22 protein-coding genes are annotated in these 23651 nt (G+C 65.1%); 14 read left to right on the top strand and 8 right to left on the bottom strand.

Annotated elements, in window-relative coordinates; translation table 11 throughout:
• Window positions 1-77: 77 nt before the first annotated feature.
• Window positions 78-632 carry an AMIN-like domain-containing (lipo)protein gene (locus AC1X6S_RS12250; RefSeq protein ID WP_483406705.1) on the bottom strand — a complete coding sequence of 185 codons (555 nt, stop codon included), beginning with the start codon at window positions 630-632 and terminating at the stop codon, window positions 78-80.
• A gap of 240 nt (window positions 633-872) precedes the next feature.
• Window positions 873-3002 carry an HNH endonuclease signature motif containing protein gene (locus tag AC1X6S_RS12245; RefSeq protein WP_483406035.1) on the bottom strand — a complete coding sequence of 710 codons (2130 nt, stop codon included), beginning with the start codon at window positions 3000-3002 and terminating at the stop codon, window positions 873-875.
• Between the two features lie 409 nt (window positions 3003-3411).
• On the opposite strand from AC1X6S_RS12245, the gene AC1X6S_RS12240 reads away from it, so the two are divergent.
• The 6 genes from AC1X6S_RS12240 (at window position 3412) to AC1X6S_RS12215 (ending at window position 8383) form a co-directional block, all read left to right on the top strand.
• Complete coding sequence (locus AC1X6S_RS12240; RefSeq protein ID WP_483406034.1) at window positions 3412-4005, top strand: alternate-type signal peptide domain-containing protein; 594 nt, start codon at window positions 3412-3414, stop codon at window positions 4003-4005.
• A gap of 160 nt (window positions 4006-4165) precedes the next feature.
• On the top strand, window positions 4166-4810 hold the full coding sequence (locus AC1X6S_RS12235; protein ID WP_483406033.1) for an alternate-type signal peptide domain-containing protein: 645 nt from the start codon (window positions 4166-4168) through the stop codon (window positions 4808-4810).
• Between the two features lie 5 nt (window positions 4811-4815).
• On the top strand, window positions 4816-5457 hold the full coding sequence (locus AC1X6S_RS12230; protein ID WP_483406032.1) for a hypothetical protein: 642 nt from the start codon (window positions 4816-4818) through the stop codon (window positions 5455-5457).
• Between the two features lie 17 nt (window positions 5458-5474).
• Complete coding sequence (locus AC1X6S_RS12225) at window positions 5475-6653, top strand: hypothetical protein (protein ID WP_483406031.1); 1179 nt, start codon at window positions 5475-5477, stop codon at window positions 6651-6653.
• Entirely contained in the window at window positions 6650-7354 is a 705-nt protein-coding gene (locus AC1X6S_RS12220) for an LPXTG cell wall anchor domain-containing protein (protein WP_483406030.1), read from the top strand. Before AC1X6S_RS12225 ends, AC1X6S_RS12220 begins: the two co-directional genes overlap by 4 nt.
• A 90-nt stretch (window positions 7355-7444) precedes the next feature.
• Complete coding sequence (locus AC1X6S_RS12215; protein WP_483406029.1) at window positions 7445-8383, top strand: response regulator transcription factor; 939 nt, start codon at window positions 7445-7447, stop codon at window positions 8381-8383.
• A gap of 75 nt (window positions 8384-8458) precedes the next feature.
• Here the strand turns inward: AC1X6S_RS12215 and AC1X6S_RS12210 are convergent, their stop codons facing one another.
• From AC1X6S_RS12210 to AC1X6S_RS12195, 4 genes are all read right to left on the bottom strand, one after another.
• On the bottom strand, window positions 8459-8872 hold the full coding sequence (locus AC1X6S_RS12210) for an Hpt domain-containing protein (RefSeq protein ID WP_483406028.1): 414 nt from the start codon (window positions 8870-8872) through the stop codon (window positions 8459-8461).
• A 198-nt stretch (window positions 8873-9070) separates the two neighbouring features.
• Window positions 9071-9916 carry an ABC transporter permease gene (locus AC1X6S_RS12205; RefSeq protein ID WP_483406027.1) on the bottom strand — a complete coding sequence of 282 codons (846 nt, stop codon included), beginning with the start codon at window positions 9914-9916 and terminating at the stop codon, window positions 9071-9073.
• Window positions 9913-10926 (bottom strand): ATP-binding cassette domain-containing protein, encoded by a 1014-nt coding sequence (locus AC1X6S_RS12200; protein ID WP_483406026.1) that lies wholly within the window; start codon window positions 10924-10926, stop codon window positions 9913-9915. Before AC1X6S_RS12200 ends, AC1X6S_RS12205 begins: the two co-directional genes overlap by 4 nt.
• Before the next feature lie 48 nt (window positions 10927-10974).
• Entirely contained in the window at window positions 10975-11583 is a 609-nt protein-coding gene (locus AC1X6S_RS12195) for a maleylpyruvate isomerase N-terminal domain-containing protein (RefSeq protein WP_483406025.1), read from the bottom strand.
• A gap of 38 nt (window positions 11584-11621) precedes the next feature.
• On the opposite strand from AC1X6S_RS12195, the gene AC1X6S_RS12190 reads away from it, so the two are divergent.
• The 8 genes from AC1X6S_RS12190 (at window position 11622) to AC1X6S_RS12155 (ending at window position 18597) form a co-directional block, all read left to right on the top strand.
• The gene (locus AC1X6S_RS12190; protein WP_483406024.1) at window positions 11622-12749 is read left to right on the top strand and encodes a lactonase family protein; all 1128 of its coding nucleotides are present in this window, start codon (window positions 11622-11624) and stop codon (window positions 12747-12749) included.
• Between the two features lie 19 nt (window positions 12750-12768).
• Window positions 12769-13398 (top strand): GNAT family N-acetyltransferase, encoded by a 630-nt coding sequence (locus AC1X6S_RS12185; protein ID WP_483406023.1) that lies wholly within the window; start codon window positions 12769-12771, stop codon window positions 13396-13398.
• A gap of 154 nt (window positions 13399-13552) precedes the next feature.
• The gene (locus tag AC1X6S_RS12180) at window positions 13553-14509 is read left to right on the top strand and encodes a DMT family transporter (protein WP_483406022.1); all 957 of its coding nucleotides are present in this window, start codon (window positions 13553-13555) and stop codon (window positions 14507-14509) included.
• Between the two features lie 80 nt (window positions 14510-14589).
• Window positions 14590-15423, top strand: a complete 834-nt coding sequence (locus tag AC1X6S_RS12175; protein WP_483406021.1) for an ABC transporter ATP-binding protein — start codon at window positions 14590-14592, stop codon at window positions 15421-15423.
• A complete protein-coding gene (locus AC1X6S_RS12170) occupies window positions 15420-16820 on the top strand; it encodes an FtsX-like permease family protein (RefSeq protein WP_483406020.1) in 1401 nt (466 codons plus the stop codon). The genes AC1X6S_RS12175 and AC1X6S_RS12170 overlap by 4 nt, the downstream gene beginning before the upstream one ends.
• A gap of 164 nt (window positions 16821-16984) precedes the next feature.
• Entirely contained in the window at window positions 16985-17284 is a 300-nt protein-coding gene (locus AC1X6S_RS12165; RefSeq protein ID WP_483406019.1) for a chorismate mutase, read from the top strand.
• Complete coding sequence (locus AC1X6S_RS12160) at window positions 17281-18198, top strand: SDR family NAD(P)-dependent oxidoreductase (RefSeq protein WP_483406018.1); 918 nt, start codon at window positions 17281-17283, stop codon at window positions 18196-18198. Before AC1X6S_RS12165 ends, AC1X6S_RS12160 begins: the two co-directional genes overlap by 4 nt.
• 48 nt (window positions 18199-18246) lie before the next feature.
• Complete coding sequence (locus AC1X6S_RS12155) at window positions 18247-18597, top strand: nuclear transport factor 2 family protein (protein WP_483406017.1); 351 nt, start codon at window positions 18247-18249, stop codon at window positions 18595-18597.
• Between the two features lie 186 nt (window positions 18598-18783).
• Here AC1X6S_RS12155 and AC1X6S_RS12150 read toward each other — a convergent pair whose 3' ends face one another.
• Complete coding sequence (locus tag AC1X6S_RS12150) at window positions 18784-20739, bottom strand: YhgE/Pip domain-containing protein (protein ID WP_483406016.1); 1956 nt, start codon at window positions 20737-20739, stop codon at window positions 18784-18786.
• Window positions 20736-23576: an MMPL family transporter gene (locus tag AC1X6S_RS12145; RefSeq protein WP_483406015.1), complete on the bottom strand. Its 2841-nt coding sequence runs from the start codon at window positions 23574-23576 to the stop codon at window positions 20736-20738. Before AC1X6S_RS12145 ends, AC1X6S_RS12150 begins: the two co-directional genes overlap by 4 nt.
• Between the last annotated feature and the right edge of the window lie 75 nt (window positions 23577-23651).

Genomic DNA, 23651 nt, shown 5'->3' with positions numbered 1-23651 from the left:
CGCCGTCACTCAGGATGCGGTCGAGGTGTCAGGTGTCAGGTGTCAGGTGTCAGGTGTCAGGTGTCAGGTGTCAGGTGTCACCACCGGTGCGCGACGTCGACGACGAGACGGCTTCCACCTCCCGGGCCGTCCAGGATGAACGTGCGGAATGGCAATCGTGCACGAACCCCGAGCCCGAAGGTGCTTTGCCCTTCGAAGCTACCGGCGAACGCGACCTGGCGGAATGTCTCGTACCCGGTGACGTTGAGCGCCTCACTGTCGTTTGCGGGGTTGTATGTCACGGCCATGTTGTTGTTGATGTCGTAGTCGGGCGCGAGGGCGATGACCTGAAGATCAGCGGCTCCACGGAGGGGAACGGGTGTACCCGACCCATCCTGGACGACCTGCGATACGTAGCGGACATCGAACCCGAGGATGTCTCCTCGGACGTCGACGACGAACCGGTCAAAGCACGGGTGCTCACCCGGCCGAGCGTTTGTGATCGGTGCATCGGGTGCTGAGAGACTTTGGCTGTCGGGGAGTGACCCCCAGGTAATGCCGCAGTACGGAGCTGCCGTCGCGGCGATGCTGCCTGCGCTGAGAAAAACGGCACCCATCAGTGCGCTGATGATGAGTGCAACGGAACGCTTCATTGCGATCCATCCCTTCATGAGAACTGTTGAAACGGATGCTACGCCGGTCGCCGTGTTCGCGTGCCCGTCATAGATCACGGTTTGGGCGTCAGTCACGCCAGCCCCCGCACGGTCGTCCCCTCAGCGTGTGCGGTCGGTGTGCGCGACCCCTTAGGTGTGCCCGACCCTCAGGTGTGCGTGACCCGTGTGCCCGAACTTTAGGTGTGCGCGACCCGTGTGTGCCCGAGGCCCCTGTGTGGCTCAGAATGGTGGTTCGTTGGGGTCTGCTGACTCGTCGTCTGGTGCCTCGTCGCGGTTCTCCGTGTCGTTTCTCTCCCTCTCACGTTTCTCTTTCTGGGCGTCGAGGAGTCGGGTGTAGACGTTGTTCAGTCGGGTGTCTTCCTCCTGTGCCTGGGTTGACGGGGCATCCGTGTCGTCCGGAGCGCTTCCGGGGCCGGGATTCGAAGGCTTTGGTGGTGCCGCTTTCGCCGGTGGGATCGGGTTGCGCACTGGGTTCTCGGGGTGGGTGAGGTATTCCCGTCCGTGGGGTGAGGTCCATTTCAGGATCCCGTCACCGAGTTGCTCGACGTTCCACCCGGTTTCGTGTTTCAGTTTGTGGTGCTTGGGGCAGAGGCTGGCGAGGTTGTCGAAGTCGGTGTTTCCGCCGGTCTCGTATGGGTCGGTGTGGTCGATATCGCTGGACACCGCTTTGCGGGTGCAGCCGGGGAACCGGCAGTACCCGTCGCGGTACCGGAGGAACCGTCGCATCGCTTTCGATGGGGTGTATTTGGTGTGGCCGAGGGACAGGGCGACTCCGGTTTCGGGATGGGTCAGGATCCGGCTGAACTCCGGTGCCTGGGAGGCGAGTTCCCGTGCGGTGTCCGGGTCGATGGGCCCGTATCCGTCGAGGTTGCCCGGTTCCACACTTTTACCGAGGAGGGTGAGTACCGGGACGGTGACCATCACCGTGGGCACGATCTTCCGGAACGCGGTCGCGGGGTCGCGTCCCGGCCCTGACCGGCTTGGCCTGCGCCGATCACCGGTGTCGGTGTGCCTGCGTGAGGCGTCGTCGTCGACGGCCGTGTTTCCGATTCCCGTGTCCGTGTCCCTACCCGTGCTGGTGCCGGAGCTGCTGCCGTTGCCGTTGCCGTTGGGAGCATCGGAGTGCGGGTCGGTGTAGGGATTGCGGGTGCCGAGGCCGGTGCCGAAGAGCCGGGTGCCGGTGGGGTCGGGCAGGGTGAACTCACCGGTGAACGCCTCCATCATCGCCGCGAACACCACATCGGCGTCCAACTGGGACAGGGTGCGTGGTTCGAGCGGTGATTGCAGTTTCATCGACTGGGCACGGATGGTGTCGAAGATCGTTTCCGCGGCCGGTGCGGTGGTGAACAGGTTCAGCCAGGCCATTCCGTCCGGTGCCGGGATCAGTTCTACCCGCCGATCGGTTACCGACTTCCGACACCGGGCGACCGCGGATTCCGGGCACAACCGTTCCCGCAACATCCTCGTCTTCTGCCGAAACCTCGCCACCGTCATCGTCCGGGCGAACGGCAACGCCTTCTCTTCGAGCTCCGTCGCTTCCTCGGCGGTGAGGGTGCTGGTCTGGTCGACCAACTGCTGGGCATGCCGGTAACTGATGTCTCCCTCCCGCAACGCCGTGAGAGTGGCCGGCAGCCGGTGCATCAACGCTTCGCTGTCATCGATCAACGCGGTCGCCGTGCGTTCAGACACGCGCAAAACACACGCCAGTTCAGCCGTGAACGACCGCAACGCCAGATCCCGGCGCTCCGCTGCGCGTTGCGCCACGGTCTGCGTCGCTGGCCGGGCGGTGTCGAGAACGCCCTCCTCTGCGCTCAGCGCGAGGGTCCTGGCCCGGTCGATGAACTCCGCCTTCCACGCCGCCTGACGGGCCTCCAACCGCTCCACCTGCCCTACCGCCTCAACCAGCGCCGTGCACGTGTCAGCAATCCGCGCAACCAACGTCGGCTCAGGCTCAGCCTCGGGCTGAGATTCCGAATCGGAATCGACATCGGGCTCTACGCCCGCACCGGCATCCGCATCGGGCGCTGGGTCGGACTCGGGTCCGAATTGTCGCTCGGGCTCGGGCGCAGCGACGGTATTGCGCTCTGGGCTGGTAGACCCCGACTCCGGTTCCGCGTCGGGATCGGGTTCCGACTCCGGTTCCGCGTCGGGATCAGGAACTGGCACAAGGGCGTCGGGATCGGGCCGAGACTCGGACTCCCCATTGGGCTCAGGCTCCGACTTCGGCTCTGAGCCAGGCGCGAGTCTCTGCTCGGACTGCGGCCCGCGCGAAGCGGCATCCGCACCGCTATCGGGTGGATCGTGATTCTCGTCGCCCGGAGGATCGACGGCTCTGTCGTTGTTTTCCATACCACAAGTCAACACCACACCACTGACATCACTTCGACTCAAAGGTAAGAGTAGGTCTAATAAAAACGAAAGTGTGTTCGATCCAGACGAGCTGGCCGGGCCCGTCCCTCAGCTTCTCGGAGGAAGTCTGATCGGCGACGGTCGCACCTGATTTGTTCGACTTGAAGCGAGATGGAACCCCTTCCTCAAGCAATCCGAAAGATGGCGTGATCACGCTCTCATCCGCGGTATGTGGCAAATCTTGCGCAAACCTTGTGTGTTTGTCGAAGAACTGTCGGAACCTTGCGGATCCGGCTGGGTTGTTCTTGATCGAGGACGGGAAATATCGATCTTGTTGGAAGCGAAAGCGGAAAACACCCACAGACTCCGGTAGCTCCTCCGCTGCCAGGCCCAGAGAAAGAAGCACACCATGAAGAAGTTCAATATGAAGAAGACAACGACAGCCGCAGTCGCCGCAACAGTCGGTGCGGTCCTCCTCCTCGGTGGAGCTGGCACCCTGGCTTACTGGAACGACAGCGCGACCAGCGCCAAGCAGACCATCTCCTCTGGCTCGCTCGACCTCGGCGCGATCACCGCTGACAGCCAGGCGTGGACAGTCACCAACGGAACCCGCGCCGCCGCTCCTCTCACGGGTTCAATCGTTCCCGGTGACGTCCTCACCACGGTGATGGAGGTACCGGTTACCCTCACCGGCCAGAACATCGAAGCGGTTCTCACGGTCTCCGACCCCGAACTCGTTGCTCAGGCGGGCACCAGCGCGGCTTCCGTCGCTGAGCTCCTCGCCGCACTCGACGCTGAGGTCACTCAGGTCGGCGACGACGAGGCAGGCTCAACCAGGATCATCGGCGCGATGGACGGTACGGTTCCCGTGACCATCACGGTCACCTTCGACTCCCTCACCGCCGGGCAGGTCGCACAGCTGCAGACACTCGACTTCACCGTCGACTACGAGCTCGTGCAGCAGGCGGCAACCGCTGCCGCCCCGGCCACACCGGCTAAGTAAGTAGCTTCACCTGCAGCGGAGGCGGGATCAGCCCCGAAGCTGATCCCACGGGCCCTGTCGTGTTCACGACATGGCAGGGCCCATATATCCGCACTGAACACCCGCTCGACCCGCTCGACCAGCACCCCCACTCACTTCACCACCGCACGAAAGGAACCCCATGAAGAAGTCGACTCGCACTCTCATCGGAGCTTCCATCGCTGCGGTCCTCGGTTCCACCCTCCTTCTCGGTGGCGCCAACACCCTCGCTTTCTGGTCTGACAGCGAAACCAGCGTCGCCCATGAAATCCAGTCGGGTCAGCTCGACCTCGGTACCATCGGTCTCGGCGACATCGACGCCAAGATCGTGCAGCGCACCGACGGCAAGACCAACATCGGTACCCCGGTCAAGTACGCCGGCGGATCGATCGTTCCCGGCGACGTCCTAATCGCCACGGTGAATGTTCCCGTGGCACTCGTCGGCGACAACATGAAGGCCACGTTCACGCTCGTCCCGAACGTGGAGGCTGTCTCAACAGCAAAGCCCGCCGACGTCCTTCTGAAGAATGCCCTCACCAAGACGGTTACTGGTGTCGGCGCAGCCACCAGCAAGCTTCCACTGGTTGCAGAACCGACCGGCGGACAGTCGGTCACCCTGACCCCCACGACGCTCGACCAGCAGGCCAAGGTCGTCAACGGCAAGAAGGTACTCCCCGTCGTCGTCGAGATCGCTTTCCCGTGGGGAACCCCCGGTCAATACAACGACACCATGGGCGGACAGGTCAAGCTGTCAGCCACATACTCCCTGACGCAGGTTGCGGGTTAGATCACGTGGTAATCCACACAACGGCCGAACGCCGAAATCACAAGAGGCCGCTCATCGGAGCGGCACTTGCGTTGGTGGCGGCGGCAGCCCTCATCGGTGGACCGGTGACAACAGCGTCGCTCAACGACTCCACGTCCAGTGTCATCGCCGATGCAACGGGTGGAAGCCTCACCGTTGATGTGCTTTCCTCCAGCTGGGAAACTGTCGCGATCTCGGCCCAGCCGGCCAATTTGTCGCCGCGGGGCACTGGCGGAATCGTCCCAGGCGTCCGTGGTCAGAAAATCACCTTCACCGTCACCAACTCGGCCACGTCGGCCACCCCGGCCGCGCTCAGTGGAACGATCTCGGCGACGAAAAACAACACCCTCAAGGCCCTCGAAGCTAATGGACTTCAGTACTCGATAGTCCCAAGTGCCGGTTGTCAAGCGGATGCCGTCACCACGGTTGGTGAGACGGTCCAGGCGAACATCAGAACCACCACATCGCTCGCAAAAGGCGCCACCTGCACCTTCGCCATGACGCTCTCGATTCCCTGCTCAGGTGCGTCGTGTGACGCCGCAGCGTGGAACCTGAAGGGAATTCGCCTCACCGGCATTCCGGCCTTCACCGTCAATGCCACGCTCACTCAGGTGGCGAGGCAACCATGACACGGAACAGCAACTCCATGACTCGTCACCCAAACAGCAAGCCCACCAAGAGCACCAGGTCCAGAACTGCCGCTGCTCTCGCCGTCATCGTTGGCCTTCTGGCCGTGGGACTGCCCGCAGCGACCACCGGTGCCAACCTCACGAGCAACAAAGCTGCCACCTCAGCCACGACCACCGCGGGTGACTGGTGTGCTGTGCCGGGAGCATCCCAGTACAAGAACGTGTACAGCCTGAACGACGCGACGACATTTGATTCGTTCGCCCTGTCAGCCACCAGCACCACGCATATCGCGGTCATTCCCGTTGCCAACGACGGCAGTTTCCAGCCTGTGGAGCCGATCGCCGGTAACGTCGTCGCGGGTCCGCCGGCTACTGGCGCTGTGGCCGATCAGCTCGGTGTGCGATTGTGGGGCTGTGGGCAGACCTCGATGAACGGGCTCAACGTCAAGGCCACAGCCTGGCGCGGCAACTACCCCAACGGCGAAGGGCTGAACTGGAAGAGCGGTAAGGCCCCGGTCCTCGGATCCTTTGCATCGGCACGGTTGAACCCCGCCGCCAACGCCACAGGCGTTGGACCGGAGCTTCGCGACCTGCATCGCGGAGCTACGGGAGCCACACGGGGAAACCCGAATCCGACCACAATGCGCTATTCGTGGCTTCTCGACGAAGCTCGTACCAAGAACGGCGCACGCGCCGCAGCAGATCCCGTGTGTGTTGTTCCCTCGCGGGGAGACGTCGAGGAGTGCACAGTCGCGCGTGGAAACGGTGTTGTCGGCACCGAGGCCTTCTCGATGGACGATTCCCTGGGCTCACTCAACGCGATCTCGGGAAACTCGGTCACCTACCTCGGCGAAAAGTACTACGCACCGGGTGGAACCTGGCCCACTACGACCAAGCAGCAGGCGCAGTGCGATGTTCTGGAATTCCCGTGGTGGGGCTGGAAGACGGTGGACGTTGACGGCACGTCCTGTCCGCGTGACACGTTGGTTACGAGATACCAGAACTTCCGCATCACTCCGGTGACCACACCGAGTGCTGCCCCGCTCGCAACCCCGACCACCCTGCCGACGGTTGCGGCGGGCGACCCCCAGCGGGTCCTCCGTGACACCACTGGAAACGCCGTCCAGTACGTCGTTCTCGAGTGGTGGGGCACTCTCCCTCCTCAGAATCTCGCAGTCGAGGTGTTCGTCAAATGACCAGACATCTTCTGACCCGCCACTGCTTCGCCCGCATCGCCGCAGCCCTCATCGCGATCGCAACGGTCAGCATCCTCGGTCTCGCTGCTGCTCCCACAGTCGCACACGCTGAAGGTGACGACCGCGCGCTTCACCTCACCCGCATCGACGGCAGCCCGGTCGGCACACTGTTCAGCGACTGGGTGATGGTCCCGGGCGACAAAGTAAGTACGACAGTCATCGCTCACCGAACCGGCGAGGGCGACTCAAACCTTCTCATCACCCTCGGTAGCTGGTCGGATGCCGCACGCACGACAGCCGCCGCCGTTGAAGAAGACGTGCTGATCAGCATCCGCACCAAAGGAATCGAACTCTCGTCGACGGCATCCGCTCTGATGACGGGTGCTGCCGTCTTCGACCTGGGACGCAGCGCGGCATCCTCGGTCCCCATCGAGGTGACCTTCGAGTTGCCTTTCTCCTCGGGCAATGCCACCCAGCAACAGAGCATCGACCTGTCACTCATTGTTACAGCAGCAGATCTGCCGGAGTCCACACCGACGCAACCCGCGACTGACGACCCCCTCGCCTCCCTCATCCCGAATCTTCCGAGCACGGGAACGTCTGCCCGCGACCTTCTGATCGTCGCCGCGATCGTTACCACAATCGGACTCCTCTTTCTGGGGGGTAAGCGAAAAACTTCCACACCCTCCCAGTCCCACTAAGGTTTAGGGAGCGTGACAGGGGGTCACGCTCCACATCAAGGCAGCTAGCTCCCTTGCCAGTTGGTGTGCCGGTCTGGGAATAGCGGAAAAATGTCTGAACGTACTAGCCGCACCGCCGTTGTGATCGAAGACGATGGCGACATTCGTGGCCTCATCGAAACTGTGCTTCGCCAAGCCGGGTTCGATGTTTCGTCGACCGCAGACGGGGCCGAAGGCGTCGAACTCGTCCGCACACTGTCGCCCAGCGTTGTAACCCTGGACATCGGACTCATCGATATCGACGGGCTCGAGGTCGCACGCCGTATCCGGCTGTTCAGCGACTGCTACATCGTCATGATCACCGCACAGGGCGACGAAGCGGACCTGCTCTTCGGCCTCGAGTCCGGCGCCGACGATTACGTCGTCAAACCGTTCCGGCCACGCGAACTGCGAGCGCGCATCGGCGCGATGATGCGCCGCCCCCGCAGCTCGGCTTCGTCAGATCAAACGGATGCCGCGGGCCAGGCGGGTGCGCCTTCACCGATTCCTGAAACGCAGCCGATCGGACAGTCAGCCACCCAGGTGCCGGGCCAGACAGGGCCGGCGTCAGGACAGACGCGCGACTCCTCCTCGACAGCGCCGATATCGGTGCGCGAAGCGAACCCGGTGACACTCGGCAATCCTGCTGACGACGACGCTGGCGAACTGGTGTTCCGCCACAACGGGATCACGCTCAACGCAGACACCCGCACCGTCGAGCTCAACGATTCCGAGCTCGACCTGACGCGGACAGAGTTCGACCTGCTCCGGTCGCTGCTGAGCAGTAAGCGCCGGGTGCGCTCAAAGGCGGATCTCGTTCGCGAACTCCGCGATGAGGAATATGTCGCGAACGACTTCGTCAGTGAGTCGGAGGAGCGAGCGATCGAGGTTCACTTCGCAAACCTGCGTCGCAAACTGTCCGATGACCCCAAGCGCCCCCGCTGGGTCGAGACCGTGCGTGGAGTGGGATACCGACTGCCTCCGGCCCGCGAACCCGAGTTCCCAGCCTGATCTGCACTCGCTGAAGCTGCCTACTTCGCTGGCGGCTCGATGCGGCTCGATGCGCTCGATGCGGCACGAAGAGGCTCAGGACGCGACAGCGACGTCGGAGATTGACCACCGCACGGGGAGCGCGAGCAGGGTGGCTTCCCCGATTTCCCGAAGCATGGGAAGACCCCTGAGGGCGGCAGCGAAGTCTGCGCTGCGCACCGCATTCTCCAGTCCGGTTGAGAACGACGCCAGGCGGGTCGCGCCGATCATCCCGCTCGACACTTTGACGCTGAGAATGGCCGTCAGCGCGCCCCCGCTGTCCGCGGCGCGCAGACGATCGGCAATCCGCGTCACCCTGTCAGGCCACTGGTCCACGAACGCCTCAACGAACCGTGCTACCGCATCGGTGTCATTCTCGAGAGCCTCGAGCAGATCGTTGAGGGGTTTGTCGTCGAAAACAGGCAGATGCCCGGCGAGGATGAGGTGCTGGTCGTCCGGGGAAAACGTCACCGTGCCCCACTCTCTACTCAACCGGGCATCTGCCCTCGGACGGTCAGGGGAACCGTCCGGGGTCGTGGCCTCGGGTGGCCACTGGATTGAGTCTGACCGGCCCGGATCAGGATTGACGGATGCCAACCGTCAGGTTTTCTGCAAGATTGCGGAGCTTGATCAAGATTTGCGTAACACCCCCGCACGGGGGTCCTGATCTCACCGTGAGGTGACCCGTGAGAATCGCCGTACGCTGAGCGGCACAAAGATAAGAAGAATCACGGCAACGCCGATCAGAACCGCAACCGCAGGGTTCTGCTGCACCCAGCTGTCACCGACAGGAGTGCTCGGTGGGACATTGCCGAACAGCTCCCGCGCGGCCTGCACCAGGGATGTCACCGGATTCCATTCCGCGAACGTCCTGAGCGGACCGGGCAGAGTCTCGGCGGGAACGAAAGCGTTTGAGATGAAGGTGAGCGGGAACAGGACGAGGAACGACACATTGTTGATTACCTCCGGGCTCCGCACGGTCATCCCGAGATACGCCATCACCCAGGACAGCGCATAGGCAAAGAGGAGAAGGAGTGCGACAGCCGCAACAGCCTCGAGGAAGCTCGAGTGGATACGCCAGCCGACAATGAAGCCTGTCGCCATCATCACGACCATCGAGAGTGTGTTGATCAGCAGGTCCCCGTTCGTCCGTCCGACGAGCACCGCCGACGGACTCATCGGCAGGGTGCGGAACCTGTCGATGATGCCGTCCTTCAAGTCCTGTGCCATCGCCGAACCGGAGTATGTCGACCCGAAAACAACGGTCTGCGCAAAGATACCGGCCATGATGAAGTCGGCGTATGTGCTGCCGGGGATCTCGATCACTCCCGCGTACACGTAGGTGAAGAGAAGGACGAACATGATCGGCTGCAGGGTCGTGAAGACGAGGATGTCCGGCACCCGCTTGATCTTGATGAGGTTGCGCCTCGTCGTGATCCAGCCGTCATTGAGCCAGCCGACGATCGCTCCCGGCTGATGCGGAATGTCTATCCCGGGGGTGCGCGTTTCGGTCACGCCGACGTCCTCTTCCGAGTGCCGGCATCCGGTTCGTCGTTTTCCTCGTCGAGCTCTGCTGTGGCAATGTGACCCGTGAGCCGGAGGAAGACATCGTCGAGCGTCGGTCGTCGCATCCCCGCGTCGAAGAGTGCGACATTTCTGACGTTGAGCTCACCGAGGACGAGCTGCAAGGCCTCAGGCCCACTCTCGACACTCACGGTAACCGTGCGGGAGTCGTTCGATATCGCTGGTTCCACTGTGCCGAAGCGACGCAGAACCTCAACGGCGTCAACGACGTCGTCCGCTGTCACGAGGTTCAGCTCCACCCGCTGTCCGCCGACAGACGCCTTGAGCTCATCGGCCGTTCCCTTCGCGATCACCTTGCCCGTGTCGATCACACTGATGTCGTCAGCAAGCTGGTCGGCTTCCTCGAGGTACTGGGTGGTGAGAAGTACCGTCGTACCCCCGTCGACGAGCGACCTGATGATGTCCCACATTCCCAGCCGACTGCGCGGGTCGAGACCGGTGGTCGGTTCGTCAAGGAACAGCACACTCGGTCTCGTCACTAGCGCACCGGCAAGGTCGATCCGGCGGCGCATCCCTCCGGAGAATCCCTTCACCGGTCGGTTCTGCGCCTCGGACAGCTCGAACAGTGCGATCAGTTCCCGAGCACGCGCACGCGACGCCTTCGCGCCGAGGTGATAGAGCCGGCCAACCATGTCGAGGTTCTCGAACCCCGTCAGGTTTTCGTCGACCGCGGCGTACTGGCCCGAGACACCGATGATCGGACGGATGGCCTCCGGCCGTGCAACAACATCGATGCCGCCGATGGTCACTGAACCGCTGTCGGGAACGATAAGCGTTGTGAGCACCTTCACCGCGGTCGTCTTCCCTGCACCATTCGGGCCGAGAATCGCGGTGATCGTGCCCTGGGGCACAGAGAGATCCAGCCCGTCCAGTGCGTGGACCGGGTTGGCGCCCTTGGGGGAGTACGTCTTCCGAAGCTCGCGAGCTTCGATGAAACTCATCGTTCGACGATACCCCGCACGGCGCTCGCGGAAAAGAACCGGGTCGTTTCACACCACACTGAACCGCTCGGGCAGTGGCTCCCGACCGGTCAGCGCCATCAGCACCAGTTCGCCGTCGCCCTTCCTCGCCGCGATCCCCGCCGCGAGAGACGCCGACTCCTCGATCAGGTCAGGAGCGAAGTGCGCAACCTGGCCCGTTGCCCGCGCAATGTCGATGGAGTGAACGACCAGCTCGAACACCCGCGTCTTGAGGTACTCATCCAACGGAATGCCCATGCCGCCGAGCGACACCAGCCGACCGGCATCCTGCACCGAAATCAGGTCGAGTGCGCGCTTCGTGAGTGCCTCGATCCGGTCGATCGGGTGATCTCCGAGTGCTATCCCTGCCTGCACGCCACGCTGCGCGATCGCCTCGGGGTTCGTATAGACGAGGTAGATCTGCCCGTAGTAGTCGCCAGCTGTCTCCATGTCGACCTGCGTCGCCGGGTCGAGCTCGAGATAATCACCCACAGTGATGAGTGCCCGAGCCGCATGCCCGACAAGCGATCGGACGCTCCAGACGCCAAGTCCGAGCGTCTCCCACTGGTCGATCTTGATGCCGCGCACCACGTCGACAAACGCATCAGCCGCCCTCGAAAACTTCTCCGCCGTAGCCATGGTTCATGCTCGCACGAACTGCTGCCAGACTGAAAGACATGGCTCAGCTCGACGACCCCACCCCGCTCTTCTGGCTCGGTTCATATACAGCGGATGCCGGCGGCTCCGGCGACGGAATCAGCGCACTGCGCCAGGAAGAAACGGGCACGCTCAAGCCGGTGTCGCACTCGCAGGTCGAGTCGCCATCATTCCTCGCGAACCACCCGACACTGCCCGTGATCTACGCGGCGCTCGAGGGCTCCGGCCAGGTCGAAGCGCTTGCCAGACGCGGTGAGGCAGGACTCGTCCCGCTCGGCCGACCCCTCGAAGCGGGGGACTCGGTGTGCCAGCTCACCGTGACGCCCGACGGTTCGACCCTCATCGCCAGTTGTTACGGCGACGGCCGTGTGCTGCTCTTCCCGCTCGCTGCCAGCGGTGCGCTCGCCGGTGAGGGTGTCGTCGCTCCCGCATCCAACGACCCGTACGGAGATCCGCTCGCCGCCCGTGCGGCCGAACTGGAGAACACCGACTTCGGCGATGATCCCTTCGCGGAGCTCGCACTCCGAAAGGCGGTTGATGACGCCGCCGTGGATCGCCCGTCCCGCGCACACGCGTCGCTGGTGCTGCCGGATGGCCGCTTCGCAACGACGGACCTCGGCCACGACACGGTGAGGATCTGGCGTCGCTCCGGCGCCCGCCCGATCCTGAGCCAGGAGGTTGTCCTGCCGTTCGGTGTCGGCCCGAGGCACCTCGTGTTTCACCCGTCAGGACACGTTCACGTCATCACCGAGTACTCCAACGAGGTCTTCACCCTCGGACGCGGTGACGACGGTGCCTGGCGGGTCGTGTCCTCCGTGCGGGCAACAGCAGACTCTCTCGAAGACGGCGACAACGCCTCGGAGATCAGCGTTGCCGCATCACGGGAACAACTGCACGTCTCGATTCGCGGCACCAACCGGGTATCGACCCTTTCCATCGGCGGCGACGGTTCAACCGTGCGCGCGATTTCGGATGTCGACTCCGGCGGAGACTGGCCGAGACACCACGCCGAGTCTGGCCGCTTCCTCCACGTCGCCAACCAGAAGTCAAACGAGATCGCGACGTTCCTCCTCGACGCCCGCGGCATCCCGTCAAAGCGGATCGGCTCGATCGAAGCGGGCTCGCCGACCTGCCTGGTGAAGGCATAACGAGCCCTATGCTGATTCGGTGACCGCACGCATCCCGGACCCCGCGCCAGTCATCGGGCGGTTCATCCGACTCGATCCGATAACCCCAGACGACTATCCCGGCCTGTTCTCGGCGATCGCACACCCGGAGGTCTTCGCCGGCGGGTATGGCGGCGGGCCCCACGGACTGCCGGAAGACTTCGCCGCCTTCCGGAGCTTCGCCGAGTCGTACTTCGCTGTCGGGGGCAACCAGTCGTTCACGATCCGGCTCGTCGGCGGTGAGTCCGACGGCGTCATCGTTGGCACGTCGACCCTCGGCGATTTCAACGAGGCGAGTGAACACACCCAAATCGGCTGGACGGCATACGACCCACGGGTCTGGGGAACCGCGGTGAACCCCGAAGCCAAGCTGCTGTTGCTCGGCCTCGCGTTCGATAACGGATTCGGCCGGGTCACGATCCAGGCGGATGAGCGCAACGAACGTTCCCGCGCAGCAATCGCCAAAATCGGCGCCACGTTCGAGGGCCTCATCCGCCGCGATAAACGTCGCGCGGACGGCAGCTGGCGGACCACAGCGCTCTTCTCAGTGATCGTCGAGGAGTGGCCCGATGTGCGTGCCGGTCTGGAAACGAGGCTCGCTGCCTTCGACGGCCCGGTGGCCCTGGGCTGACGGATGCCCTTGGGCTGACGGTAGCCCTGCGCTGACCGATGGCGTCACTGACCATTGGCGTCGGCCAGGTCGTGCTCCCTCGGTGGGCAGGATCTCGTGGTTCGATGGCTAATTTCCGCCAGTTGCCGATCCGCCCCGCGAGTAGATTGTTGAGGTGTCTCGCACTGCAACTTCTCTCTCCGTTCAGAATCTCGGAGACCCGTCCTCCGCCAGCGCACCATCGAGCCGGATCACCCTCCAGTTCATCGGCATGGGACTGGTCTGGGGCGCAAGTTTCCTCTTCATGAAGGTTGCGCTGACCGGGGTGTCCTTCGGCCAGGTCGCGTGGACCCGGATCCTGCTCGGCGCCATCACCCTCGGCATCATTGCGCTCGCGACCCGCGCGAGGCTTCCGCGCAACCCCAAGATCTGGCTGCACTTCACGGTGATCGCCATCACCTACTGCGTCATCCCGTACACGCTCTTTGCGTGGAGCGAGCAGTACATCTCGTCGAGCCTCGCGTCGATTCTCAACGCCGTCACCCCGATCATGACGGCGCTCATGGCGACGCTCCTCTTCCGGGTCGAGAAGCTCAGCGCCGGCCAGGTGCTCGGTGTTGGCATCGGCATCCTCGGTGTGATCATCATCGTCGCACCGTGGCAGGCCGGTGCCCTGATCGGCAACTGGCAGGGCCAGCTCGCGTGCATCGGCGCTGTCGCCTCCTACGGCTTCAGCTTTGGCTACCTCAAGAAGTTCCTCGCTCCCTATCGGGTGCCGTCGATCACCGCGGCGTTCATGTACATCGGCATCGCCGGGGTGATCATGCTCCTGCTCACCCCCGTCATCGCCTGGCAAAGCGTCGAGCTCGACATCTGGGTCGTGCTCAGCCTCGTCGCTCTCGGCGCCTTCGGAACCGGGATCGTCTACATCTGGAACATGAACGTCCTCGCGGCGTGGGGGCCGACGGCCACCTCGAGCGTCACATACATCACCCCTGTCGCCGGAGTGATCCTCGGGGTTCTCCTGCTCTCCGAGACCCTCGGCTTCAACGAGCCGCTCGGTGCTGTCATCGTCTTCGTCGGCATCCTGCTGACCCAGAAGCGAATCCGGTTGCCCAGGCGGCCCGCCTGACCCAGGGTCACCCTCGAGGATGACCCCGCGTCAACCTCGGGCACGATGTGCGGATGCCGGCTGGCGGCGAGTCTGGAATCATGACTTTTTCGACGCCCCAGTACCCGACTAACCAGCGCCCGTCTCACCAGTACGCAACACCTCCGATCACCTCGTTCTCCGCCCCGGCCATCCTGTCCGGTTCAGCGCTCGTGAAGACCTACGGTCCGAGCACAGCCCTCGCCGGAGTGGACATCCAGATCAGGGCCGGGGAATCCGTGGCCATCATGGGCGCATCAGGGTCAGGCAAGACCACCCTTCTGCACACCCTCGCGGGAATCACCTCCCCGGACTCCGGTCGCGTCGAATTCCAGTCGGCGGGTGGAGCCGTCGACGTCACAGCGATGAATGAGCGCGACCGCTCGAAGCTGCGTCGCGAGGCTTTCGGTTTCGTCTTCCAGCAGGGGCTCCTGATTCCGGAACTCACCGCCATCGAGAACACGGCTCTTCCGCTCATGCTCGCCGGGTACCCCCGGCGTGAAGCTGAGGGGCGCGCTCAGCACTGGCTCGGAGCCCTCGGCCTCGCCGGCCTGGAAACGCGCCGAATCGGCGAACTCTCCGGTGGGCAGGCACAGCGCGTCGCCATCGCCCGCGCCCAGGTCACCGGTGCGACCGTCGTGTTCGCCGACGAACCCACCGGGGCGCTCGATTCGGCAACGAGCGATGACGTGATGAGCGCCCTGCTCGGATCTACAGTTGGGCAGGGTCACGCCCTCGTCGTCGTCACGCACGATCAGACGGTTGCCGCCCGCTGCTCCCGGATCGTCCGGGTCCGCGACGGCCGGGTACTCCCGGACGCGACCGGGGTCACCGCCGGTGCGCCTGGCGCTGGCGCCGCTGGCTCGACGACCGGAACCACCGGGGTGTCAGCATGACCGCAACCGCCGCGTTCTCGCCGCAGACGGCATCCGCCCCTCGCCCTTCCGGGCGTGCGCCGATCGCCCGCCTGACCTGGCTGCTCGCACGACCGAGCGCACAGAGCACCGCGGTGCTCCTCTTGCCCGGAATCGCTTTCGCGGTCACGACGGCCCTCGTACTGATTGTGCTCGGCGGAGGACTCATGTTCTGGCGCTGGACTCTCGAGGACAACGCCGACGCGCCCATTTACCAGATGCTCAGTGTGCTCGCCCTGGTTCTGCTCCTCGTGCCGCTTGCCTCCCTCGGCGGCGCCGCGGCGAGGCTGTCCGCCCGGCGACGGGATGACCGTCTTGCCACGCTGCGACTGCTCGGCGCGACGCCGGGTGTCGTGACGCAGATGACCGTCCTCGAGTCAACGGCGATCGCCGTGCTCGGTTCTCTTGCAGGTATCGTGCTCTACCTGGTCGCGATGCCCTTCGTGGGCCTCATCCCGTTCGGTGGCGCTGCCATCGGCGCTGGGGAACTCTGGGTTGGCCCAGGGATTCTCGCACTCGTCGTCGTCGCCATCGCTGCGCTCGCTGCGATCAGCGCGGCGATCGGACTCCGCCAGGTGACGATCTCGCCACTCGGCGTCCGCACCCGCCAGTCCGCTCCGAAGATGCACTGGATGCGCCTCGTCATCGGTGTCGTCGCGATCCTCGTCGCCTATCTGCTGTTGAGTTCGATGGCGGGAATCGCCGATATGGCGCTCACCATTCTCGTCCTCGGTACCGGCATCGGGATCGGGATCGGCGTGCTGAACCTCATCGGCCCGTGGGCGCTGGGGATCGCCGCGAAGCTGTCACTCCGTCGTGCGAAGACGGCTGCGCAGCTGATTGCGGCCCGTGGCATCCTGGAATCTCCCAAGGCCGCGTGGAGGCAGGTGTCAGGCGTTGCGATGACGAGTTTCATCGCCGTCGTCGCTGGCACCGGGATCGCCTTCGTGAATACGCTCACTGGTGATTACGACGACGCCACGAGGCTTCTGCTCGCCGACGTGCGCACCGGCATCATCATCACCGTCGTCATGAGCTTCCTCATGGTGGCCTGTTCGGTCGGGGTGAACCAGGCAGCGAATGTCCTCGACCGCCGCGACCTCTACGTCAGCCTTGACCGGCTCGGGATGCCGCGCGAGGTGATCGAGAGTTCCAGGTCTCGCACGATCATGGGTCCGCTGCGGTTCGTCGCCTTCGGGTCAGCGCTCATTGGCGCTGTGCTCGTTCTGCCGCTCGTCGGGATCACCATTGTGATCGCACCGGCGTCGCTCCTCGTCATCGCCGGCTGCCTCATCGGTGGCGTGCTGCTGGTCTGGCTCTCGCTCAAGGCCACCAGCCCGGTGCTCACCAGGGTGCTCAGCCAGCCCGAGCGGCTCTAAGACCGGTGTTGCCTCGCGCCGTTCGGGTTCGGCGCGGGGCAGCACTGCGGGGGCAGGATTGCGGGGTGGTACTGAGGGGCAGCGCTGCGGGGGCAGCATTGCGGGCGGGCCGCTGGGCGGGCCGGCGAGACAGGCGCTGCCGGGCTGCACGATAGATTGAGTTCATGGCCGACACCGACGCAACAGCAGAGCTCCTCAGTTTGAGATCCACCATCGACAACATCGATGCCGCTCTGATCCACATGCTCGCCGAACGCTTTAAAGCCACCCAGCAGGTCGGCAGGCTCAAGGCCGAGCACGACCTTCCCGCCGCGGATCCCGAACGGGAGAAGCGCCAGATCACGCGGCTCCGTGCCCTCGCCGAAGACGCGCAGCTCGACCCGGCCTTCGCCGAAAAGTGGTTCAACTTCGTCGTCGCCGAGGTCATCCACCACCACGAGCAGATCGCGAACGGGGAGCGATGACCTGGAACCCCGCCGACCTGCCGGACTCAACGGGCAAGGTCGTCGCCGTTAGTGGTGCAAACGCGGGCATCGGGTTCTGGACCGCGTATCAGCTGGCCGGTGCCGGAGCATCCGTTCTTCTCCTCACTCGAAACGCTGAGCGAGCGGATGCCGCGGTGCGGGCAATTCGCGCACACGTGCCAGCCGCGGACCTCACGGTTGTGCCCATCGACGTCGCTGACCTGTCGAGTGTGCGCGATGCCGGCGCCCGGCTCGCGGAGTTGCCGCGCCTCGATGTGCTCGTGAACAACGCTGGGGTCATCCATGCCCCGCGGCACCGCGAGCAGACCGTGGACGGACTCGAACTCGTCACAGGGACGAACTTCTTCGGGGCGTTCGCGCTCACCGCCGCGGCTCTGCCCGCCCTCGAACGGACAGCGGCCTCGCGCGTGGTCTCGCTCGGGAGCCTCGCGACCCTGCTCGTTCGGCTCGACACGGACGACCTGCAGCTCGAGCGGCGCTATTCCGGCTGGACCGCGTACGCCACGTCGAAGATCATGCTCACCTCGTTTGCCTTCGAGCTCGACCGGCGGCTGACCGCGCGAGGAAGCAGCACCCGCTCGCTCGTCGCTCACCCCGGTTATTCGATCTCCGGTCGCACGAGGACGGTCCCCGGTGTGAACGAGCCGGCTCGATTCGATCGCTTTGTCGATACGCTGCAGACGCCGTTCACTCAGAGCAAGGAAGCCGGTGCGTGGCCGATCGTTCGGGCCGCGATCGATCCTGATGCCGTTGGCGGCTCGTTCTATGCACCGCGGTTCCTCGTCAGGGGCGAGCCGGTTGTGGCGCGACCGGCGAAGGTGACGACGAACCCGCGCATCGCTTCAGCCATCTGGGCCGAGGCCGAGGTCGCCACGGGGATGCCGCTGCTGTAGCGCGCTGTCGTGCGCGCCCGATCGCGTCAGCACTGGCACACTGGTGCCGTGGACACCTACTCAGCGATTCGTGACGCCGAACTCGCTCTTTTGTCACCCGCGGTGCGCGGCGACGCCGATCGACTGCGCGCACTGCTGCATCCGGAGTTCGTTGAGATCGGCCGTTCCGGTCGACGGTGGACCCGCGAGGAGATCCTCGGCGCGCTCGTCAGCGAGGATTCGAGCGAGGTCCCGGCCGTCGACGACTGGCAGTTCACGAACCTGGCCGACGGGCTCACCCTCGTCACCTATCTGATTCGAGGGGACGAGCGCGACAGCCGCCACTCGTCGCTGTGGGACACCTCGACCGGCGCACCGGTGATGCGGTTTCACCAGGGGACCGTGGTGGCGGGCCGGTAACCGGCAACCGCCCACGGCATCCGCTTCATAGCTCCGCCCCACGGCATCCGCTCACGACAGCGGTTTAACAGGAAATCGCACGGTTGTCAGGACGATTGTGCTGATGCTGTCCTGAAAACCGTGCGATCTCCTGTGCTGAGTGCGTCGGCCCGGCGGGGGTGCCGCCGGGCCGACGTTGCGCCTCTGTTAGGCCAGGCGCGGCACCAGCTGCCTCGCGGTCACCGACCGCGACTTGACCACGGCCAGGGTGGTGGCGGCGAAGGCGGCGAGCGTCCACAGGACGAGACCGGTGATCGCGGCCGGGAGGCCACCGCCACCCGCCACGACGGACTGGAACGCGTTCAGCGCCGGCTGCAGCGGCATGAAGCCGACCGCCGAATCGAGCGCCGCCGGTGCCGTCGCGATGATGCTCGTGGCGATCAGGACGAGCGCAACGATCATCGAGACAAACCGTCCGGCCCCGCCGAACACGGCGTTGAGGGCCTGGTTCGTCGACGCGAACGCGATACCGGCGAGGGCAGCGATGGCCGCGAAGCCGAACCAGCCGGCGGCATCCAGCTCCATCAACGGCTGGAGGATCGCAGCAACGAGCAGGCCCTGCACAGCACCGACGATCGCTCCGGGCAGCCACGCCTTGAACGCGAGGAGTGCCGACGGGCGGGTCGATCCGAGTACGCGCTGCGGAACAGCGCGCAGCACCAGGAAGCTCGCGAACGCTCCGAGCCACAGGGCAAGAGCCGCGAAGAACGGAACACCGCTCGTGCCGAAGGAGAGACCGTCGCCCTCGCCTTCAGCGACGATCGGAGTCGCGACGACATCGGCGAGCGTCTCGCGCTCGGTCTCGGTGTAGCTCGGGATGGCATCCGTCGCCTCGGCAAGCCCCGACGCCAGGGAGTCGACACCGCCGGCCAGGCCGGCAGCGCCGTCGGATACCCCGGTGGCACCGGTCGCGAGGTCTGCTGCACCGGTAGCGAGTTCGAGTGCGCCGGCGTTGAGGGTGGTTCCACCCGCGGCGAGTTCGCTGGCACCGGATGCGATCGTGCCGATTCCCGAGACGAGGGCTGGCATGTTGCTGGAGAGCTGAGTGGCGCCATTCGCCAGTTCGCGAGCGCCGGTCTGGAGCTGCGCCGTCTGTGCAGCGGCGGCCGGGTCCGTGGAGCCAGCCGCGAGGGCGGCGAGGTTAGTGCAGAAAGGATTCTCTGAACCGTCGGGCATCGGAAGGGCCGCCGACGCGCACTGGCTGGAAAGCGCAGCGAGCGCCTGCCCCTGCTGACCCATGCCGGCGATGAACGCGTCGATGCCGTCAGCGACACCGTTCGCGCCGGTGGCGAGCTGGCTCGTCGCGCCCGGAAGCGCGCTGGTCTGCTGCTGCAGCGTCGCGAGTCCGCTCGACAGCTGCGACACCCCATCGGTGTACTCGTTGATTCCCGTGGACAGGCTCGACACTCCGCCGGAGAACTCGGTGGTTCCCCCCGCGAGCTGGGCCGCACCATCGGCGAGCGAAGTTGCGCCGGTGGCCAGCTCCTTGGCGCCATCGGCAGCGGTTCCCAGCTGGTCGCCGAGCGTGTTGAACCCGATGTAGATGTTCTCGAGGTAGCTGGTCGTCAGTTCGTTGCCCACGACGCTCGCGGCCGTCGTGGTGATGACAGAGCTGATGGCGTCATCCACGAGGCGGCTCTTGTCGCTCGTCTCAACGTCGATGGTGGCCTTCTCGGCCTCAGCAGCATCGCCGGAGAACGAGGTAGCCGCCGCGGAGAAGTCCTCGGGAATCGTGACGACAGCCGTGAACCGGCCCGACTTCAGCCCGTCCTCGGCGTCCTTCTCGTCGGTGAGAACCCAGTTGTAGTTGGTGTCTTCAAGGTCGGCACCCGCGGCGCTTGCCGATGAGTCGCTCGAGCCTCCGCCGACGAGTCCGGCGGCGAGCTGCCGGCCGAGCGGCACGGTCTGGCCGTCGAGTTCGACTGGCTCGTCGAGGTTGACGATGGCAGCGGTCACCGTGTCGAGTCGCTCCTGGGGGTTCCAGAACGCCCAGACGAGCACTCCCGCAACCACGAGCGGGACGAGGAGGATGCCGAGGACCGAGCGCCAGGTGATGCGACCTGTGGCCCGTGAGGCCGTGAAACGTGCGAGTGGGGTGCTCATGCGGATACCTCTGCTTCGTGCGTGAGTTCTGAGTGTGTCAAGTCGACCCGGACGGCTGTCCCGACACCGGGAACGGCATCTGCCAGCGCCTCGGGGAATGCGGTGCCGACGGCAACCGCGAGAGTGGTCTCGTTCTTCGCCGCCGCGCCCTGGGCGGAGACGAGAGCGTCGTAGATGTTTCGGCGCGCAACGGCATCCGTCACCTGGTCAATGCCGTCGATCACGACCAGGCGCGGGTTCTCGCCGAGCGCATCGGTGAGGTCGCGGACCGGATCGGTTGCATCGCCGAGCGAGACGAATGCGACGCGCGATCGAATGGACGCCGCCCGCACGCCGGCAACGTACCCGGCGACCTTGAGGACGCCCGAGTCTGCCGCCATGCGTCCCGACAGGGTGAGGAGCAGCGCGGTGACGCTGGCATCGCGAGTGGAGGAGACCACGAGTGTGCCGTCCTCCGGCACCGAGAACGAGACGTTCTCGAACAGGGTGGTCGTGCCGGCGTCGAGGGACAGGCCCTCAGCGGTTGCGACATCCGTCGACTCGGGGCTCGGCCAGGTGCGCAACTCGATCTCCTTCGCGACACCCTCACCCTCGACGTCGAACGACGGCAGCACGCGGTCGAGCCACTTCGGGATCCACCACGCCTTCTCGCCGAGCAGGGCGAGCACGGCGGGGACGAGCGTCATCCGCACGATGAACGCGTCGACGAAGACGCCGACGGCGAGGCCAAGCGCGATGGGCTTGATGTTGGTGTCACCCTCTGGGACGAAGGCAGCGAACACGGCGAACATGATGATCGCGGCCGCCGTGACGACCTTCGCTGAGCCGATGAACCCTGTCGTGACCGATTCACGCGCCTTGCCCGAGTGGACGTAGTCCTCGCGCATGCGGGCGACGAGGAATACCTCGTAGTCCATGGCCAGACCGAACAGTACGCCCATCAGGATGATCGGCATGAAGCTGATCACGGGGCTGCCCGGCTGGATGTGGAGCGCCTCGGCGAACCATCCGTACTCGAACACCAGGGCGACGACACCGAATGACGCGCAGACGCTGAGCAGGTAGCCAAGCGTCGCCTTGATCGGCACCCAGATCGAGCGGAACACCATCGTGAGCAGGATGAGTGACAGGCCGACAACGACGACACCGAACGGCAGCAGCGCAGCACCGAGCTTGTCCGACACGTCGATGCCGACGGCAGTGAAGCCCGTGACCGAGAGGTCGACGTCATACTCCTCGAGGAAGTATTCGTGCATGTCACGGATCTCGGCGACGAGCGCCTTGGTCTCCGGAGAGTCGGGACCGCCGGTCGGAATGACCTGCACGATGCCGGTGTCAGCCGTCTCGTTCGGCGTCGCCAGGGGAACAGCTTCCACGCCGTCGAGCTTTTCGATCTCGCTCTTGAGGTCGTCCATGAGGCCAAGCGGGTCGTTCGATGTGACGATGCTGCCCGTAACGATGAGCGGGCCGTTGAAGCCCTCACCGAAGTGGTCGGAGACGATGTCGTAGGTGACGCGAGCCGGGTCACCCTCGGGCAGGCCACCGGCATCCGGCAGCGCGAGGCGCAGGCCGAGAGCTGGCGCGGAGGCGAGGCCGAGCACGGCGACGACGGCGAGGATCGTGACGATCGGGAATCGCGTCGCCGTCTTCACCCAGCCCGAGAAGAAACGGTTGGGGCGGTGGGCGGATGCCGGGAGCTCGCCAGCGTCTGCGACATCGACGTGTGCGCCGGAACGTCCCTCAGCGTGGGCGGCAGTGGCCTCCGCGTGCGCTGCAGCGTGGGCGCGGCGCGCCTTCCGCGTCGGCTTGGCCGGCTTCGGGCGCAGCCGCTCACCGGCGAAGCCCAGGAGCGCGGGGATCAGGGTGAGGGAGATGAGCACGGCGACGGCGACACCGGCCGCAGCGGAGATACCCATGATCGTGAGGAACGGGATGCCGGCAACGCCAAGGCCGACGAGCGCGATGATGACCGTGAGCCCCGCGAAGATGACAGCGCTGCCCGCCGTCGCGACGCTTCGGGCGGCAGACTCCTCGGTATCGAGGCCGTCCCTGAGTTGCTCCTGGTATCTCGAGATGATGAAGAGCGCGTAGTCGATGCCGACCGCGAGGCCGAGCATGAGCGAGAGCATGGGCGTCGTCGACGTGATCGAACCGAACGCCGTTGCGACGAAGATGAGGGCAACAGAAATGCCGACGCCGAGCAGGGCGGTCAGCAGTGGCATCCCTGCCGCGAGGAAGGAGCCGAGCGTGAGGAGGAGCACCACCAGTGCAACGCCGACACCGATGAGTTCGGTCGCCGTGAGGACCGGGAAGCTCGTGCTGAACAGCTGGCCGCCGAGCGCGGATTCCGAACCGTCCGGAAGTGCGTCAGCGATGGCATCCGCTTCTGCAATCAGGGCGTCTTTGGTTGCCTCGGTGACCTCGTACTGCGGGCCGTCGAGCTGGATGCTGATGAGTGCCGCGCGCTCGTCGTCGCTGACCGCGCCGTCGATGTTCTCGTCGAACGGCGAGACGGCGCTCTCGACGCCCTCGATGTCGTTGAGCGCGTCGACGCCGTCGGTGATGGCCGTTGCGACGGCCTCGTCGGTGACCTTCTCGCCCTCCGGCGCCACAATCGCGAGCTGTGCTGACGCGCCACTCACCTGCGGGAACGTCGTCGACAGTGAGTCGAGCGCACGCTGCGACTCGGTGCCGGGGATGGAGATCGAGTTGTCGAGTCCCTGGTTGAACAGGAGAGCGCCACCGCCGACGAGGGCAAGGATGAGGATCCAGGCGCCGACGACGATGCCGCGCGCGCGAAACGCCCAGCGACCAAGTGAGTAGAGCAGTGAGGACACGAGTCTCCTAGGAGGGCGGGGTGTGTGTGGGGTTACGCGTGAGATACACCGGCGTATTCAATACACGAATGTATC

It is taken from the genome of Mycetocola sp. Y442, assembly GCF_056898615.1.
This window is presented reverse-complemented; position numbering and strand designations above follow the sequence as displayed.